Source organism: Bacillota bacterium, assembly GCA_013178045.1.
In the GTDB taxonomy this organism is placed as follows: domain Bacteria; phylum Bacillota; class Ch66; order Ch66; family Ch66; genus Ch66.
This window is the reverse complement of the sequence record JABLXP010000001.1, coordinates 56,436-73,731: the sequence shown is the minus strand read 5'-3', so window position 1 is coordinate 73,731 and position 17,296 is coordinate 56,436. Positions and strand designations below refer to the sequence as shown.

At 49.0% G+C, this 17,296-nt stretch carries 16 protein-coding genes and 2 pseudogenes; 2 read left to right on the top strand and 16 right to left on the bottom strand.

Features of this window, described 5'->3' with window-relative positions:
- Window positions 1-5 precede the first annotated feature (5 nt).
- The 16 genes and pseudogenes from fliF to HPY81_00330 form a co-directional block, all read right to left on the bottom strand.
- Window positions 6-1,541, bottom strand: a complete 1,536-nt coding sequence (gene fliF, locus HPY81_00405) for a flagellar M-ring protein FliF (GenBank protein NPV25919.1) — start codon at window positions 1,539-1,541, stop codon at window positions 6-8.
- A 43-nt stretch (window positions 1,542-1,584) separates the two neighbouring features.
- Window positions 1,585-1,893, bottom strand: coding sequence for a flagellar hook-basal body complex protein FliE (gene fliE, locus HPY81_00400; GenBank protein NPV25918.1), 309 nt, complete (start codon window positions 1,891-1,893; stop codon window positions 1,585-1,587).
- A gap of 19 nt (window positions 1,894-1,912) precedes the next feature.
- A complete protein-coding gene (gene flgC / locus HPY81_00395; protein ID NPV25917.1) occupies window positions 1,913-2,365 on the bottom strand; it encodes a flagellar basal body rod protein FlgC in 453 nt (150 codons plus the stop codon).
- A gap of 3 nt (window positions 2,366-2,368) precedes the next feature.
- Complete coding sequence (gene flgB / locus HPY81_00390) at window positions 2,369-2,770, bottom strand: flagellar basal body rod protein FlgB (GenBank protein NPV25916.1); 402 nt, start codon at window positions 2,768-2,770, stop codon at window positions 2,369-2,371.
- Window positions 2,771-3,043: 273 nt separating this feature from the next.
- Window positions 3,044-3,856: a GTP-sensing pleiotropic transcriptional regulator CodY gene (gene codY, locus HPY81_00385; GenBank protein ID NPV25915.1), complete on the bottom strand. Its 813-nt coding sequence runs from the start codon at window positions 3,854-3,856 to the stop codon at window positions 3,044-3,046.
- A gap of 49 nt (window positions 3,857-3,905) precedes the next feature.
- Window positions 3,906-5,312, bottom strand: coding sequence for an ATP-dependent protease ATPase subunit HslU (hslU, locus tag HPY81_00380; protein ID NPV25914.1), 1,407 nt, complete (start codon window positions 5,310-5,312; stop codon window positions 3,906-3,908).
- Between the two features lie 39 nt (window positions 5,313-5,351).
- The gene (gene hslV, locus HPY81_00375) at window positions 5,352-5,882 is read right to left on the bottom strand and encodes an ATP-dependent protease subunit HslV (GenBank protein NPV25913.1); all 531 of its coding nucleotides are present in this window, start codon (window positions 5,880-5,882) and stop codon (window positions 5,352-5,354) included.
- An 8-nt stretch (window positions 5,883-5,890) separates the two neighbouring features.
- Window positions 5,891-6,805, bottom strand: a complete 915-nt coding sequence (gene xerC, locus HPY81_00370) for a tyrosine recombinase XerC (GenBank protein NPV25912.1) — start codon at window positions 6,803-6,805, stop codon at window positions 5,891-5,893.
- Window positions 6,806-6,915: 110 nt separating this feature from the next.
- On the bottom strand, window positions 6,916-8,229 hold the full coding sequence (gene trmFO, locus HPY81_00365) for an FADH(2)-oxidizing methylenetetrahydrofolate--tRNA-(uracil(54)-C(5))-methyltransferase TrmFO (protein NPV25911.1): 1,314 nt from the start codon (window positions 8,227-8,229) through the stop codon (window positions 6,916-6,918).
- Window positions 8,230-8,246: 17 nt separating this feature from the next.
- Window positions 8,247-10,367, bottom strand: coding sequence for a type I DNA topoisomerase (gene topA, locus HPY81_00360; GenBank protein NPV25910.1), 2,121 nt, complete (start codon window positions 10,365-10,367; stop codon window positions 8,247-8,249).
- Window positions 10,368-10,474: 107 nt separating this feature from the next.
- Window positions 10,475-11,581, bottom strand: a complete 1,107-nt coding sequence (gene dprA / locus HPY81_00355; GenBank protein ID NPV25909.1) for a DNA-protecting protein DprA — start codon at window positions 11,579-11,581, stop codon at window positions 10,475-10,477.
- A 201-nt stretch (window positions 11,582-11,782) separates the two neighbouring features.
- The gene (gene paaI / locus HPY81_00350) at window positions 11,783-12,178 is read right to left on the bottom strand and encodes a hydroxyphenylacetyl-CoA thioesterase PaaI (GenBank protein ID NPV25908.1); all 396 of its coding nucleotides are present in this window, start codon (window positions 12,176-12,178) and stop codon (window positions 11,783-11,785) included.
- 83 nt (window positions 12,179-12,261) lie between these two features.
- Window positions 12,262-13,809 (bottom strand): YifB family Mg chelatase-like AAA ATPase, encoded by a 1,548-nt coding sequence (locus HPY81_00345; protein ID NPV25907.1) that lies wholly within the window; start codon window positions 13,807-13,809, stop codon window positions 12,262-12,264.
- Between the two features lie 314 nt (window positions 13,810-14,123).
- Window positions 14,124-14,900: pseudogene (locus HPY81_00340) on the bottom strand (AAA family ATPase).
- Window positions 14,893-15,112 (bottom strand): annotated as a pseudogene (locus tag HPY81_00335) (IS481 family transposase). Before HPY81_00335 ends, HPY81_00340 begins: the two co-directional pseudogenes overlap by 8 nt.
- A 53-nt stretch (window positions 15,113-15,165) precedes the next feature.
- The gene (locus HPY81_00330) at window positions 15,166-15,450 is read right to left on the bottom strand and encodes a hypothetical protein (protein NPV25906.1); all 285 of its coding nucleotides are present in this window, start codon (window positions 15,448-15,450) and stop codon (window positions 15,166-15,168) included.
- Between the two features lie 22 nt (window positions 15,451-15,472).
- Here HPY81_00330 and HPY81_00325 point away from each other — a divergent pair, with 22 nt between their 5' ends.
- A complete protein-coding gene (locus HPY81_00325; protein NPV25905.1) occupies window positions 15,473-15,811 on the top strand; it encodes a hypothetical protein in 339 nt (112 codons plus the stop codon).
- A 410-nt stretch (window positions 15,812-16,221) separates the two neighbouring features.
- Complete coding sequence (locus HPY81_00320; GenBank protein ID NPV25904.1) at window positions 16,222-17,292, top strand: YedE-related selenium metabolism membrane protein; 1,071 nt, start codon at window positions 16,222-16,224, stop codon at window positions 17,290-17,292.
- Window positions 17,293-17,296: the final 4 nt, after the last annotated feature.

Genomic DNA, 17,296 nt, shown 5'->3' with positions numbered 1-17,296 from the left:
TCCTTTCACCTCGTATCTTCAACTAACCAGGACTTAACCAATTGGGCAACCTCCTCCGGTTTTTCCCTGATCAGTTTCTCAAGCTGTCCTTTAAGCATGGCCCGCTCCTTTTGCTCTTCTGATGTTAACTCTAACTGTTCAGCCAGGAGATCCTCAACGGTAATCTCTTCTCCAACAACCTGATCAAATTGCTCTCTCCGCTGTCGACGACGCCAGAGGAACATCATAATCCCTCCCACCATCAGCGCCGCTAGAACAGCTCCACCGACAACCGCCATCCGTTTAAGTTGCTCCATCCGTACCTCCTTTTCCATATCCGCTTGGAGCTTATCCCAGTAGGCAGTATTAAAGGGCATGGCGGTAACAGACACTCTATCCTCAGTAATTCCCGCGGCCTTGGCCACCGTCTGGGCAATCATAGTTTTTAAGTTGTCGTCTCCATCATAGATCACCGCCACGGAAAGGTCTTTAACTGTTCCCGGGGCCACCTTGGTACGGGTTTCCGTTCGGTCAATCTCATAGTTCCGCCGGGTTTGCGTGTTCTGATTCTCTGATTGAGAACCCTGGGGCTGAGGCGTTGGGTAAGTCTGAATATTACTCGAAGTCCCCACCGGTCCTTGCGCTGGCACAGTCTGTCCCGTCGAGCGGGTTTCGATCTCCTCAATGCTGCGTTCCACCTTGTTGCCCCACACCTCGGAGACACTCTCCACCTGGTTGAAATCTAGCTTGGCACTTACCCGGACAACCACTTTACCGAAGCCGACAACCCGTTCCAGCATTGACTGGAGTGATTTCTCCAACTGGTTTTCCACCTGCTTTTGAATTTCTATTTGATTAGCCGTAAGTTTACTGGCAGAAACCGGCTCAGTGGCTGTCACATCTTCAGATAAAATATTTCCATTGACATCAATAATGGTAACGTTTTCCGGTTTAAGATTTTCCACACTACTGGCCACAAAGTGAACCAAGCCCCGTACTTGCCTTTCATTTAAGCTTGCACCGGGCTTGAGTTTAATCATCACCGAAGCCGTTCGCTTCGGCTTTTCCGCGGTAAAAAGAGAATCTTTTGGCAGGGAAAGGTGAACCCGCGCTTTTTCCACTTCGGCCAAACTCTCAATTGTTCGGGTCAACTCTCCCTGAAGAGCTACCAAATAACGTACTTCTTTGTCGTGGGTCGTCTCCCCAAACCGGTTCTCATTCAGTGATTCGAACCCAATCGTTCCTTTCGGCAAACCCTCATTGGCTAACTGTAATCGTGTGGCATATTTATCTTTGGGCGCAACCAGAATGGTCGTGCCGTCCTCGCCAATCTGATAAGGAATCTTTAACTCTTTCAACTTGGCGACCACAGCAGCGGCATCTTGTGTTTCTAATTTTGGAAAAAGAGGAGTCAATTCAGGCTGTGTCACAGCCTTGATTCCCATCGTCAAGGCGATTACAGTGAGTATTAAACCCGCCGCTACCAGTACCTTTTGGTTAATGTTCAGTTTGCTCCATCCCTCTTTTAACCGTTCCCAGACTCGGTACAAGTAGTTTTCCATTAACGAACTCTCCGTCCTCTCTGAAACCGCCGTTCACCTCGGACTAGACCTGCATACGCATGATCTCGTGATAGGCATCCAGGACCTTGTTACGGATTTGAATTGTCAGCTGCAGCGTCAGGGAGGCCTTTTCCGCGGCGATCATCGCTTGATGAATATCTTTAATCTCACCAGTGGCCAACTGGGCGGCAGTCAGGTCGGCTTCTTTCTGCAAATTGCTGACTTCCTGAATGGCCTGGTGCAGGTAATCTGCAAATGAAGAGGTTAACTGCCCAACCCGCCCTTGATTACCGGCAGCTTCTAAGGCAGATGAACCGCTCTTAATTGGCACAGCAATTGATAAATTTTGCACAGTTCTCCCTCCCCACTACCTAAGAACGGCCAATTTCCAGAGCCTTAAGAACAATGCTTTTCGAAGCATTGAGCGAGGTGACGTTGGCTTCATACGCCCGGGTCGCCGAGATTAAATCAACCATTTCGGTCACAACGTTAACATTTGGGAATTGTACGTAACCATCACTGCCAGCATCAGGGTGAGTTGGATCGTAGATGCGACGAAACGGTGAGTTATCAAGGGCAATTTCTGCCACTCTCACACCATGGCCTGAATTTATTTCTCCCTCAGTTAGTTCCTGCCGCCAGATTTGATAAAACTCGGACTTGGGCTCGACCGACTGAAACACCACCACGCGTCGCCGGTAGGGTAAACCATCCTCCGTCCGGGTAGTATTCGCATTCGCGATATTGTTGGAGATCACATCCATCCGCAGCCGTTCGGCCGTTAAAGCCGATGCGCTGATATTAATCGAATCAAGGAATCCCATCAATTATCGCCTCCCTTCATTAATGACCAAACGCCATCGATTAAGCTGGTTGTTATACTGCTGCACTAAAGCCTGATAGAGCAAAGAGTTCTTGGCTAATTCACCCATTTCCGCGTCGATATCGACATTATTTCCATCATTTCGGATACTGGTCTGATATTCAGAAATAATTTGCGGTTTGATGTCAGCCAGGGTCAAATTCGAACGGAAATGACAGGGATGAGTAACAACAAGTGGCAGCTTCCCCCCGCTTTGAAGAGCAACTTTAAGTTCTTCCTCAAAGCGAACCGTAGATCGTTTATAACCCGGCGTATCTACATTAGCGATATTATTGACAATCACCTGATGACGTCGTGCCGTACCATCCAGGGCTTTCTCCAGTGCAACCAGTGTTGTTGTTTGCAATAAATCAACAAGCACGCTTAACCGACCCCTTTCCAAATAAAACCAGACTAAAGTTGACTTATCGGCATTAATCTATTACAAGCTCCATTTTTCCCTTGAGTTGGTACTTATCCCCTATGTTACATAAAACTACCTCGACAAAATATTTATTTTCTACAAATCATCGGAGAATCCTGCTTTTTTAGGAGTTCTATCGGAAAAAAGAGCGTGATTAATCAAAACAAAAAAGCCACCATCGACCAGTGTCGAAGTGGCTATAAAAGTTTAATATCTTTAGTTCCGAGTACGGTTGAGTTCTTCAAAAAGGTTATCATTTAGGACCCGGATGTAAGTACCTTTCATTCCCAGGGATTTAGACTCAATTACGCCCGCGCTCTCAAATTTGCGCAGAGCGCTCACGATGACAGACCTGGTAATTCCAGCTCGGTCAGCAATCTTACTGGCCACCAGCAATCCTTCGTTTCCCTCAAGTTCAGCAAAGATGTGTTCAACCGCTTCCCTTTCTGAGTAAGAGAGCGTCCCCAAGGCGATCTGTACCGCCGCCCTCTGCCTGGCCTCTTCTTCTGCCTCCTCCGCTTTTGCCCGCAGAATTTCCATTCCGACCACGGTTGCCCCGTACTCAGCCAGGACCAGGTCCTCCTCGTTGAACATAGGAGCCTCATTTTCACTTGGCAATTCGAGGCCTTTGCCCAGCACCAGCGTGCCTAGACGCACCCCGCCGCCCACGATGGGGACGATCGTGATCATCTTGTAAGGGAACTGGCAAGTATGCTCGTCATTAGGCTCAAACATGCATTTGTGGCTGTGTCCAGAGACATTGGCCCGGGTCTCGGTGACAGCCAGGGCGCTGAGATTGAAATTGCCGGGAAATTGCGCCCTGTGCTGAACCACTTCGTGCATAAATGGACATTGAAACCCTTTCATAAAAGCAAAACCCAAGACCTTGCCATGCCGGCCAAGGATGTAGACGTTGGCAACAATGTTGTTGCGTAATACTACGGCCATTTCCGTGAAATCCACTGCGTTACCAGCCGATTTCTGGAGCAATTTGTTGATCTCCCTGACTTTTTCCAGAATACTCTTCATCGACTCCCCCCATCCCTCATTTTTTAATCAAACAAAAATATCATAACCTTTATAAAATGTAGCGGCTCAGGTCCTCATTCTGCACAACGTCAGCCAGTTTATTCCGAACGTAAGCACGGTCGATTAACAAAGTTTCGCCAGCCCGCTCCGGGGCTTCGAAAGACACATCCTCCAACACCTTTTCTAAAATTGTGTGCAAGCGGCGGGCTCCAATGTTCTCTGTCTGGGCATTCACCGTAAAAGCGATTTCCGCAATCTCCTCGATTCCATCTTCCGTAAACTCAACCCTGACATGTTCTGTCTGGAGGAGTGCCGCATATTGTCTTACCAGGGCATTCTGTGGTTCAGTTAGAATTTGTTTAAAATCTTCTTTAGTCAGGCTGTCCAACTCAACTCTCACCGGAAATCGTCCCTGGAGTTCGGGAATCAAATCCGATGGTTTGGCCACGTGAAAAGCCCCGGCGGCAATAAATAAAATGAAATCAGTCTTGACTGGCCCGTATTTGGTCATAACTGTTGAGCCCTCAACAATTGGCAGGATATCCCGTTGAACTCCGCCGCGCGAAACGTCAGGCCCGTATCCCCCTTCCCGGGGCGCAATTTTATCGATTTCGTCCAGGAATATAATACCATCCTGCTCGGCCCGGTGGATAGCCAGACTGGTCACCTCATCCATATCGATCAGCTTTTGGGCCTCTTCATTAATCAGGATTTTTCGGGCTTCGGCTACGGTCACCTTTCGTTTTCGCTTTTTCCGGGGAAACATTCCTCCCAGCAAATCTTGAAAGTTGATCCCCATCTCCTCTACCCCGCCTCCGGAAAAAACCTCGAGCATTGGAGGAGACTGATCCGTGACTTCTATCTCTACATACTCGTCCTCCAGTTCACCCCGGCGTAACTTCTGCCGGAAAATTTCCCGCTGGTCATTCAACTGCTGGTTTCCGCTCTGGTAGGCATCGCGTTCACCATCATTCTGGTCCGTGGTTATCCCGGTAAACAGCATTTCCAGAGGGTTGCGGGCACTTTTCGGTCTTTTGCTCGGTAGGGGTAGCAAAATATCCAGCAGTCTTTCCTCCGCTAATCTTTCAGCTTTATCCTTGACCTCGGCCATCTTCTCGCTTTTTACCATCCTAATGGCTGTTTCCACCAGGTCGCGAACCATTGAATCAACGTCTCGACCAACATAACCAATCTCTGTAAACTTGGTCGCCTCAACCTTAACGAATGGTGCGTTCACCAGTTTAGCCAGTCGACGAGCGATTTCCGTTTTACCTACGCCGGTTGGTCCAATCATAATGATATTCTTGGGCATCACTTCTTCACGCAGATCAGGTGGTAGTTGCCGACGCCGATAGCGATTACGCAAGGCTACGGCTACTGCTCGCTTTGCCCGCTGCTGACCAATAATATAGCGGTCCAGTTCCTGGACGATTTCACGCGGAGTCAGACTTTCCATCATAACACCCCCTTTGAGACATCTAAAATATACTGCGGTTTATACTTCCTCAATAGTAATATGGTCATTGGTGTAAACACAAATCGAGGCCGCGATCTGCATCGCCTCTCTCACCACCGCGCCCGGCTCCAGCTCAGTATGCCGACACAGAGCACGCGCCGCCGCCAGAGCGTACGCTCCTCCCGAGCCGATGGCTGCGATCCCATCATCTGGTTCAATAACTTCTCCATTGCCGGAAATAATCAGCAGGTGATCCGAATTGGCAACAATCAACATTGCCTCGAGGCGACGCAGCACCCGATCCATTCGCCATTCCTTTGCTAATTCTACCGCCGCCCGCTGCAAATTACCGCGGTACTGTTCCAACTTCACCTCAAATTTTTCAAACAGGGTGAAGGCATCGGCAACCGAGCCCGCAAAACCGGCGATCACCTGGTCATGGTACAGTCGGCGAACTTTCCTGGCCTGGTGCTTCATAACTGTACTATTACCAAAAGTGACCTGACCATCGCCAGCCATTGCTGTCCGTCCATTTTTTTTAACCGCCACGATCGTGGTCGCATGAAACACGAGTCATCTCACCTTTCTCGAGGATGAGTATTTTTGTACACTGTTTTCAGGCGTTCCTTGGTCACATGCGTATAGATCTGGGTGGTAGACATCTTCACGTGACCAAGCAACTCCTGAACCGACCGTAAATCAGCACCGCCATCGAGGAGATGAGTGGCAAAGGAATGACGCAGAGTATGGGGACTGATACGCCCGTCAAGGTTACAAGCGCGAACATACTGAGCAACCAGGTTGCGAATCATCCGCACGGAAAGACGCCTGCCATTTTTATTTAAAAAAAGCGCTAGCTGAACTACCCCTGTTTTCCGCTGATTTAATAATTCACTGCGTCCTTCGGTGAGGTATGCTCTCAGAGCTGCTTTAGCGAAAGAACCCAGCGGAACAATCCGTTCTTTCCCACCTTTGCCCTTAACGCGAACGTAACCGCCCTCAAGGTCAACATCTGACATATCCAGTCCCGCCAATTCCCCAACTCTCAATCCACAACCATACAGAGTCTCCAGGATGGCTCGATTGCGGAGATTGATTGGCGAATTTCCTGCTGGGGCTTCAACCAGGCACTGAGCTTCTTCAGCCGCAAGAAAACGCGGCAATCGTTTTTCAATTTTTGGGGTCGATACTCTAGTCAGCGGGTTGTAAGGGATTAGTTCTTCCCTGGCCAGGTATTTAAAAAATGAACGAATCGCCGCCAGTTTACGAGCAATTGTTGTTCGGCACAAGGCCCGACTCTGTAAGTAAGCCAGATATTCCCGGATCGTCAAATGCGTAATTCGCTCTGACCCACCCTTACCCGTATTGCTGAGAAAGTCAAGAAACTGTAAAAGGTCAGTTTGGTAGCTGACCAGCGTCATTGAAGAAGCGTTTTTCTCGACTTGCAGGTAGACCAGGAAACGGTCCAACCATTCATCCAGTTTACTTATCATTATTATTTCACTACCTTACCAGTTAGACGACAAAACAAACCTTGTAAAAAACAAACCTTGCAAAATTTATTCGACAAACAAACCAAAAATTCCTCTTGTTTTTCAATTTTTCACTCAAGAATCACCATGTTTCTCAACACCATAAGTGAGCGCTCGGCGAGGAGCCGATGTCGTTCCCGCTTGGAACGAGTTCGTTGCGGTAAAGGTGGCAGCACGCCAAAAGTTGCGTTAATTGGTTGAAAAGTAGAGAGATTCGCGTTGGTTATGTGGTGACACAGCGCACCGATCACAGTTTCTGGTGGAAAAATAAGCGGTGATAGGCCACGAACGATCCGGCCAGCATTAAGACCAGCAACCAGTCCACTGGCGGCCGATTCCACATAACCTTCAACCCCTGTAATTTGGCCGGCAAAGAGAATCCTTGGCTCGGCTCGCATCTGTAGCGTAGGGGCAAGCACCGCCGGACTAGCAATAAAGGTGTTACGGTGCATCACTCCGTACCGTTCAAAGCTGGCCTGGCGCAAAGCTGGGATCAGGCGGAAGACCCGGTCTTGTTCACCCCACTTGAGATTGGTTTGAAAACCAACCAGATTATAGAGTGTCCCTTGCTGATTATCCTGCCGCAACTGGACAACAGCGTAAGGCTGCTGGCCGGTGCGCGGGTCAATCAATCCAACAGGTTTCATCGGACCAAACCTTAATGTTTCACGGCCTCGTTTAGCCAGAACCTCGATCGGTAGGCAACCTTCAAAATAAATTTCCCCTTCAAACTCTTTCAAGGGATGAACTTCCGCCTGGACTAGGGCCTGATAAAAAGCTTCGTACTCTTCCGCCGTCAGGGGACAGTTAATATAATCCTTATCCGTCTGGCTGTATCTCGATCCATAGAAAGCGAAGTTAAAGTCAATGGTATCCCTCAACACCAGCGGGGCTACCGCATCATAAAAATACAGATGTTCTGCCCCTGTCAATCTAGCGATAGCGTCAGATAACCCGGTTGAAGTCAGGGGACCTGAAGCCACGATGACGACACCGGCGGCCGGAATAGCCGTGACTTCCTCCCTGATGATCGTGACCAGCAGGTGTTTTTCTAGTTCATGGGTAACCATCTGAGCAAAAAGATGCCGGTCAACCGCCAGCGCCTGTCCGGCAGGGACGCGGCAAGTATCGGCGCACCTGATGATTAGGGAATCAAGTCGCCGCATCTCTTCCTTCAGTAGTCCAGCCGCGTTATCCAGGGCTGCCGATTTAAGAGAATTGCTGCAAACCAGCTCAGCCAGCCAGCCGGTTTGATGTGCTGGGGTTAAACGCTTGGGGCGCATCTCACAGAGAATCACCCGTACCCCTTGTTTGGCGACTTGCCAAGCAGCTTCCGCCCCGGCCAAACCACCTCCAATGATAATAACCTCACACAATGTGACCATCCCCAAAGAGAATGTTTTTACAAAAGCTCTCCTTCTTTATCTTTTTGGTAGTTTAAATCATTAATTATTTCCTGATACTGACATGTCTTCTCTGTGCAGACCAGGCGCCATCCTTGCCGCTGATTACCTTTTTGTACTAACAGGTTCCCACACTGCGGACACCGCTGGTTGGTGGGTAAATCCCAGGAGACAAAGTCACATTCAGGGTAATTGCTACAGCCATAAAATTTTCTCCCCTTCTTGGTGTGCCGTAAAACGATCGGGCCAGCACAGCGGGGACATTTCACCCCGATTTCTTCTAAAATTGGTTTGGTATTCCGGCATTCGGGAAAACCAGGACAAGCCAAAAACTTACCAAAAGGGCCATGCTTAATTACCATGAAACGGCCGCAGTGCTCGCACTGGTGCTCTGTAATTTCATCAGCCAGTTCAATGGCGCCAATTTGTTCTTCTGCCTGTTTCAATGTTTGCAGAAATGGCTGATAAAACTCACGAATAACTTCTTTCCAAGATAGCTTACCTTCTTCAATTAGGTCCAGCTTTTCTTCCATACCCGCGGTGAACTCAATGTCAATAATATCCGGAAAATATTTCTTCAACATCTCAACAACAATGAACCCCAGTTCGGTGGGGAATAATTGTTTATCCCGACGAACCACGTAACCCCGCGAAATGATTGTATCAATCGTCGGTGCATAGGTACTCGGCCGGCCGATCCCGCGTTCCTCCAAGGTCTTGACCAGAGTAGCCTCCGTATATCGCGGAGGCGGCTGGGTAAAATGCTGTTTTGGTTTGATGGCAGCCGGCATCAGGCGTTCGCCCTCCGCTAGCTCAGGCAAAAAACCCTCCTCTTCCATAGCTCCATCATCACGACTCTCGATGTACACCTGCATGAAACCAGGGAAACGCACGACTGACCCTGTAGCGCGAAAGCCGTAGGGGCCGGCGGCAATATCGATCGTTGTCGTGTCAAGAATGGCCGCATTCATCTGGCTGGCTAAAAACCGTTCCCAGATTAATTTGTATAGCTTGTATTGCTCTGGGGAAACCAGTTTGCGAATGGCCTCCGGTTCGCGCGCGACCGAAGTCGGCCGGATCCCTTCGTGAGCATCCTGGGCCTTCCCCTTCATCGTGAACTGACGCGGTTCCGGTGGTACATACGCAGAGCCAAATTTATTCTCAATATAACTCCTGGCTTCAGCTTGGGCAATTGGGGAAATCCGGGTCGAATCAGTTCGAATGTAGCTGATCAAACCGACCGTACCTTCAAGCCCTATATCCAGACCTTCATATAACTGTTGCGCAACCATCATGGTTTTGCGGGCCGTAAAATTCAGTCGTCGATATGCCTCTTGCTGGAGAGTGCTGGTTGTAAATGGCGGGGCTGGGTTCCGCTTTTTTTCCCGTTTGATAATTTTCTCCACCCGGTATTCTGCCCGGTCAAGTTCGGCCAAAATGCTCTTCATCGTTTCCTCGTTGGGAATGGCGATTTTTTCGCCTTCTCGCGTTACCAATTTTGCTGGAAACTCACCACCCCCGGAGGAAGAAAAATCAATGGTCAAAGTCCAGTACTCTTCAGAAACAAATTCGTTTATTTCCTGTTCCCGGTCACAAATCAGTCGAACAGCTACCGACTGCACCCGACCAGCACTTAATCCTTTTCGCACCTTGCGCCAGAGAAGTGGACTCAGGTTATAGCCAACTAATCGGTCCAGTATTCGCCTGGCCTGTTGGGCATCAACTTTGTCTTCATCGATTTTACGTGGTTTTTTTACGGCCTGCTGAATGGCGTTTTTGGTAATTTCATTAAATTCTATCCGACAGGGTTCGTCTTCTTCAAGCCCTAGCAAATGTAAAAGGTGCCAGGCAATTGCTTCTCCTTCCCGATCCGGGTCAGGTCCCAACAGGATGCGGGAGGCATTCTTGGCCATTGTGCGGAGTTCCTTGATGATGTCGCCTTTACCCCGAATAGTAATATATTTAGGTTCAAAGTCGTGTTCGACATCAACCCCAAATTGGCTTTTCGGCAAATCACGAACATGGCCCATGGAAGCCCTGACAACATAGCGACGTCCCAAAAATTTTTCGATGGTTTTAGCCTTAGCTGGTGATTCCACGATCACTAAGACCTTTGACAAGCATCCTCACCCCATCACGTAGTTCTACGCCTACTGGTTATTGTTGCCCAAACAATTGGTTTTAACATTCATTATAATAATAATATGACGTAGTTAAGCAAATTAAATCATTCTTGCCGCTGGCTGAGGATGTAAAGTTGTCCGGGCAACTGACGAACCATCCCCTTTAACTCTAAAAACATCAATCGTGTACTTACCTCTTGACTGGACTTGCCCGTGAGTATTATCAACTTTTCTTTCGTAATCGGCTCAAACGATATGTTCTCCAGGAGTTCCTGCTCCTCCTGGGTGAGTTTAACTGGTATTTCTTTCCCCGTGGTAGTATCCACCTGGGAAAAAAGAGTTGGCATCACATATTCTTCAAGCACATCCTCAACGCTCTCGATCAACTTGGCGCCTTGTTTGATCAGGCGATTAGTCCCGACACTATAGCGGCTGGTGATTGGCCCGGGAACAGCAAATACATCCCTTCCCTGTTCCAGCGCAAAATCGCTAGTGATCAAAGCCCCGCTGTTTTTGGTCGCTTCGACCACAATCACCCCCCGCGCCAAGCCGCTGATAATCCGATTGCGGGATGGAAAATTAACTGGTTCCGGAGGTGTTCCTACTGGGAATTCACTTATCACTGCTCCATGCTCTACGATCTTTTCAAACAGCCGAAGGTTTTCCCGGGGATAGACGATATCAAGTCCTGAACCTAATACAGCAATTGTCCGCCCACTACCCCTCAAGGCACCCACATGAGAACAAGTATCGATCCCACGAGCTAGACCACTTATGATACAAAAACCCGCAGCTGCTAATTCTTCCCCGAGCTTCTCCGCTACGGCCTTGCCGTATGGGGTAGCTTTCCGCGAGCCAACAATCGCCAGCGCCTGAGAATCCTCAGGTCGAATTTGTCCTTTTACGTAGAGGACTGGTGGGGGATCGTAAATCGTCCGCAAATTAGCGGGATAATCTGGATCGGCTAAACTCAAGACCGAAAAGCCGCGAGTCAGGGCCTCCTCCAGTTTCTGTTCCGGATTAATCTGCGAGCGATGTTTAAGCAGGCTCTCAACCAGGGTTGGTGGAATACCTGGCACCAGTCGCAAAGCACTTTCCCCAGCCTGCCAAACTGCATAAGCACTGCCAAAATAATCAACTAGTTGTTTAAATCGCCTCGCCCCAATCCCCGGCACCTGATGCAAGGCCACCCAGTAGGCTAGACCGTCCATAGGCCACCCCCGGCATAATTTATACAACAGAGGCTTCATGATGAATACTTTTTTCATTTCGGAGAATGGCACCAAAATCCTGCCATCAAGTAAAAAATTTTTCACCGATCCCGGATGAAAAACCAACCCAGCTTGGTTCAATGAGGGTAAATATTTTCCGTTAAGAATTAAGGGAACTGTCGCAGTTTCAACCAGATGAATTCACTTCCGATAAACAATACCACGGGCTTGGGCAATATTATCGCCAGTGCTGGTTAAAATTTTAACCTGGTAGACCCCTGTCCGCTTCGAAAGGTGTTCTTCTTTGGCAATAGCAACTAACTCCATCCCTAATCTGGCTGGGGCCAGATAGTCAATTGTTACCGTTAGAGCTACCGCCGGCTGGCCATATGTATTACTGGCCAGACCCAAAGCAGTATCAGCTAAAGTAAAGATAGCACCACCGTGACCAATGCCATGAAAGTTCACCATATTTTCTCGTAAGACCATCGATACCCTGGCATAACCGGGAGCAAGTTCCTTTAGCTCAATCCCCAGGGATTGAGGAAAGTTATCGCTAGTATTGTATTTATTTTTTATGCTCTCGATGATATCCATATCTTTTACTCCTTCCATAATTTGATAATCCAAACATTTTTAACTCTTCCGGTTAGTTGACTGGAATGAATCTGTTCTTGCATTTACCCCCAATAATCCCGATCCAGTGAGCGGTACTGAACTGCCTCGGCCACGTGTTCCTCCTGGATATTTGTACTCTCAGCCAAATCGGCTACTGTCCGGGCCACTTTCAAAATCCGGTCGTGGGCACGGGCGCTTAAATTTAACTGCTGGTAGACCATTTGGAGCAATTGTCGGGCTTCTTTAGTCAACTTGATGGTTTCCCTAATTACCCTGGCGCTCATCTGGGCGTTACACTTGAGACCATATCCAACCAATCGTTTTCGCTGCCGCTCCCTGGCCAGCTCCACACGCCGACGAATAATAGCCGAACCCTCAGCTTTTTCTGGGCCAGCCAGATCCTTATATTCCAACCGAGGAACTTCAACGTGCAGGTCAATTCGGTCCAGCAGCGGCCCGGAAATCCGGCCAAGATAACGCTGGATCTGGTGTGGTGTGCAGGTACACTCCTTGACGGGATCACCCAAAAAGCCGCACGGACAAGGATTCATAGCCCCTACAAGAAGAAAGTCAGCCGGGTAGGTCAGGGCCGCCGCTACCCTAGATACCGTGACCACTCTGTCTTCAAGCGGCTGGCGGAGAGCTTCTAATACATCGCGTTGAAATTCGGGTAGTTCGTCAAGGAAAAGAACGCCCTGGCTGGCCAGGCTAACTTCACCTGGCCTGGGGACCCGCCCACCCCCGATCATACTGGCAGTGGAAGCGCTGTGGTGGGGAAAGCGAAATGGCCGACGGGTAATCAAAGGTTTATCCTTGGGTAAAAGGCCTGCGATGCTGTAAATCTTTGTAACCGCCAAACATTCTTCCAGATCCATGGCTGGTAAAATCGTGGGTAGTCGACGCGCCAGCATGGTTTTTCCAGCACCAGGGGAGCCGATCAGTAAAATATTATGCCCACCGGCAGCCGCGATTTCTAAGGCTCGTTTGACGCTGGCATGGCCATAGACATCCGCAAAATCAAGATTTTCTTGTTCTTCTTCCCGTAGCATCACTTCATTTACATCGTTCTGTACTGGCTCAAGGTCCCCAGCGATACACACAGCCCGTATTTCGCTCAGGTGTTTAAGGGAATATACGCTCAATTCCTTGACCAGGGCAGCCTCCCTGGCATTATCCTCAGGAACCAGAAACCCCAACTTTTCTGCAACATGATGCTGTGTTTTTATAATACTGGCCGCCATGGGTAAAATTCCTGGGGTTCCACGGACGGACCCATCTAAAGAAAGTTCGCCAACGATCACCAGTGAATTCAGCCGTTCTACTGGAATCTGTTCAGTCGCAGCTAAAATTCCCAAGGCAATAGGGAGGTCGTAGCCGGGTCCCTCCTTTTTCAGGTCTGCTGGTGCCAGATTAACGGTGATTCGCCTGAGGGGAAAGTCAAACCCTGAATTACGGATGGCCGTTCGAACTCTGTCTTTCGCCTCCCGAACCGCTGGATCAGGCAAACCGACTATATCAAAAGCAGGGAGCCCGTTTGCTACATCAACCTCTACCCGGACCAGATGCCCCTCCATTCCAACCAGGGCACAGCTCGTAATTATCGCCAACACGGCTAGCCAATTCCCCTTCCCTGCAAATTCTGCCAACTTATGATGATATTCTTGACTTCAGAGGAATTTCCTGCTGTTTTTCCTTTAATACCGTAATTTGTCTTTATCTGACCCAGCAGATTTGACCCTACTTGGTGATCATGATTTAGAGATAACTGTTTAACAAAATTATCCCCGCTTCTTAGTGTAAGGGGATAATCTATCTAAAAAGGTCAAATATGAAATTGTGGGAGGCGTTCAGTTTATAACGGACTTGTTATTGTAGCGGCTCACAATATTTGACCGCGTTTGGCTCACATTGACTGGCCGCATTTTCATCTCACTTTATTTGGCCGGGCGGGTTTCTGCTCCACAGTCGCTGCCATGAGGCAGGCGAGACACACGTTGTTGACCTTGCGGGTTATACCACCAGCGTATTCGTATACGACATCCAGCGCGTCATCAGTAAAAATGGCTGAACTGATGCCGGCGGTCTTTAAATGATGGGCCACGTAGTCTTTGACCTCCTTCCGTTCCATGGGTGGCAAGTGATAGCGCAGGTTCACCCGCTGGACAATCGCTTCATAAACCTGGAGCTGCAGAATGCGGCGTAGTTCTGGTTGCCCAACCAGGATGAGACTCATCGGGTTATATGAGTCCATCCGAAAGTTGAGCAGGAACCGAATTTCTTCGAGCATCTCCCGGTCAAGCAGGTGGGCCTCGTCGACAATGACCACCGGTACTTTCTGCTGGTTTTCCGCCAGGTCAAGGACAACCTGGTGAAGCTGCCGTATAGCCTGCCCTCTGTTGAATGGGGCTCGCAGTCCAGCTGGCGTAAAGCCTTCCAGTAAAAAATGCCTGGGCGTGAGACCAGAATCGCTGATATAGATGACCCGGGGTATTTATTCGGGTTAAGCAAAGACACCAGTTGGCACAGCGCTGTGGACTTGCCCGCGCCGACTTCCCCAGTAATGAGGGCAAAGAGGCGTTTTTCTGCCGCGTACTTGAGGCGGGACACCGGTTCCTCATGGGCTGGTGTAGTAAACAGGAATTTTACGGGTAGATCCCGCCCGAAAGGGGGTACGGTAAAAGCCAAAGAAAGGTTCAAACATCTTTCTTCCCTCCCTCCAGGTAGCGGAAGGGGATGGCCCCAAGTTTTTGCTGACGACGGGCCTGGTTTCTTGCTTCGAGCAAAGCCAGCAGGCGGGAACCCTGGGGAGCTTTAACTCCCTGAAGCGCAGGTCAACTGTTTTCTTCACCTACTCCAGCCCGAGCTCGTAAAGCCGGCCTGGAGTTTGATGCACCCAGTCTTGTCAACCCGGCGGCTTTCCTTTCGCCGCCGTCGCTTCTCAGCCGCTTCCAGATCCGGTTCATTAGCTACAGCCAGAGGCCGACCACGTCCATGGCCAGCCAGATGTTTACCGCTCCCAATACCGACGTAGAGTCTATCGGAATGAGTGGTCGCCTTCGCTCGGAATCGATGGTCGATTTCGTCGGAATACGGACTTCCTCATTTGTTCTATTATCCTTTATGTTTCTTATTCTTTTTTGGAATGATAAGTAGCCATAAAAATCTGTATCTATATGCTGCTGGTAAAAATGTCTGCCAATAGCTTTAATAGAAACAAATTCCTGACGGTAAAGCCAGGCGATTCTGCACATACTAAACTGGGAGGTGAAGAGTATGCGTTTAATTGCCAGAATAACAGATAGACAACAGGCAAGCTTTTTGATCGACTCGCTACGCAACATCGGCTTTGACCGTAAGGACATGATCGTTGCTGACTTGGGTGATGCTGAAGCCCAGCACCGGGATGATGCTGATGAAGTTGCTGATGAATTGGCCTTTGTCAAAACAGAACGCGATGGTCTGTGGGAAACGGGAGAATTTCCCGATGGAATTAAAGGCCTGGACCCTGGTAAACCGGGTATTATCGTGGCTGTGGAAACTTCCAAGCATGAGGCCGACCAGGTAAGAACAGTCATGGAACAATCAGGTGCTGTTGAGATTATTCAAGATTAATCAAAGTTAAACAGTGTGAACTAGATCGAGGGCACTGGTCAAACCAGTGCCCAGCGTTGTATTAGCACGGTATTTCAAAGTATTTCAATACAATTCTTAAACTCTTCCGTCAACTGCTTTACTCTTTCTAAATTAACCATTCAAATTAACCGCTCAAAATACATTTTCCTCTGCCAGTTCCTCTGCCAGGTTGCTTATTAGCAGTTTCTACAACGATTAGTTCATCCATAAAACATGGTAATAACTCAGAGTTTTTTTCTTTTATATAATATTTCGTAATGCATTTTATGAAGGATATGCATGTATGTTGTAGAAAAACAATTTAGAAAGAGATAATGCCCAAGAGAAAGGAGATGAGCAATCAAACTTAATTGAAAAAATTAATAATTCCAAAGAATGAGGGAGGAAAAATGCGGAATCAAAAAGGATTGATCATTATCACTGGTGCGGTAATTGGTTTATTTGGCGCTCTGCTGGTCAAGTACGGCAACCCGGCCAACATGGGCTACTGCATCGCCTGCTTTATTCGAGACACCGCGGGGGCTATTGGTTTACACCGAACCAATACCGTCCAGTACATCCGTCCAGAAATAATTGGCTTTGTCCTGGGGTCGTTCTTTGTTGCTCTGCCGGCCCGGGAGTTTAAATCGAGAGGGGGATCCGCACCGACAATCCGCTTCCTCTTGGGAATGCTGATGATGTTTGGGGCAATGATGTTCCTCGGGTGCCCACTGCGCGCAGTTTTGCGGATTGCCGGTGGTGATTTAAATGGCCTGATCGGTCTGGCTGGATTCGTGGTAGGAATTCTGATCGGTATTGAATTCCTCAAACGAGGTTTCAATCTTGGGCGGGCTACCGTAAGCCTGTCTAAAATCGGCGGTTCGATTCTGCCCGGTATTATGCTCTTACTCTTGATTTTTTTGGTTATGGCGCCCATGTTTAACCCTAAAGCCGGTGGGCCAATATTCTTTAGCACCGAAGGGCCGGGGTCCAAGCACGTTCCAATTTTACTCGGGCTTGTGGCCGGGTTGATTGGCGGTGCCCTGGCTCAGCGCACCCGCTTGTGTTTAAGTGGTGGATTCAGAGACTTTTTCTTGATCAGGGATACATCCTTACTAATGGGATATGCCCTAATCTTTTTAGTTGCCCTGGGGTTAAATCTGTATTGGGGTCAATTCCACCTCGGATTTACCAATCAGCCCATCGCCCACTCCTGGCACCTCTGGAATTTCCTGGGGTTACTCCTGGTCGGGCTAACTGCGGTCCTGCTGGGGGGCTGCCCCCTGCGTCAGTTGATCCTGTCCGGTGAAGGAGATCTTGACGCTGGGACAACTGTTTTGGGCATGATCATCGGTGCTGGTATGGCTCATAACTTTATGCTGGCCAGCAGTCCAGCCGGCCCAACCGTCTATGGTCAGATTGCCGTTGTCTGCGGGATAATTATCGCGATGATTATCGGCTGGCAGTGCCGGGAAGAATAAGGAG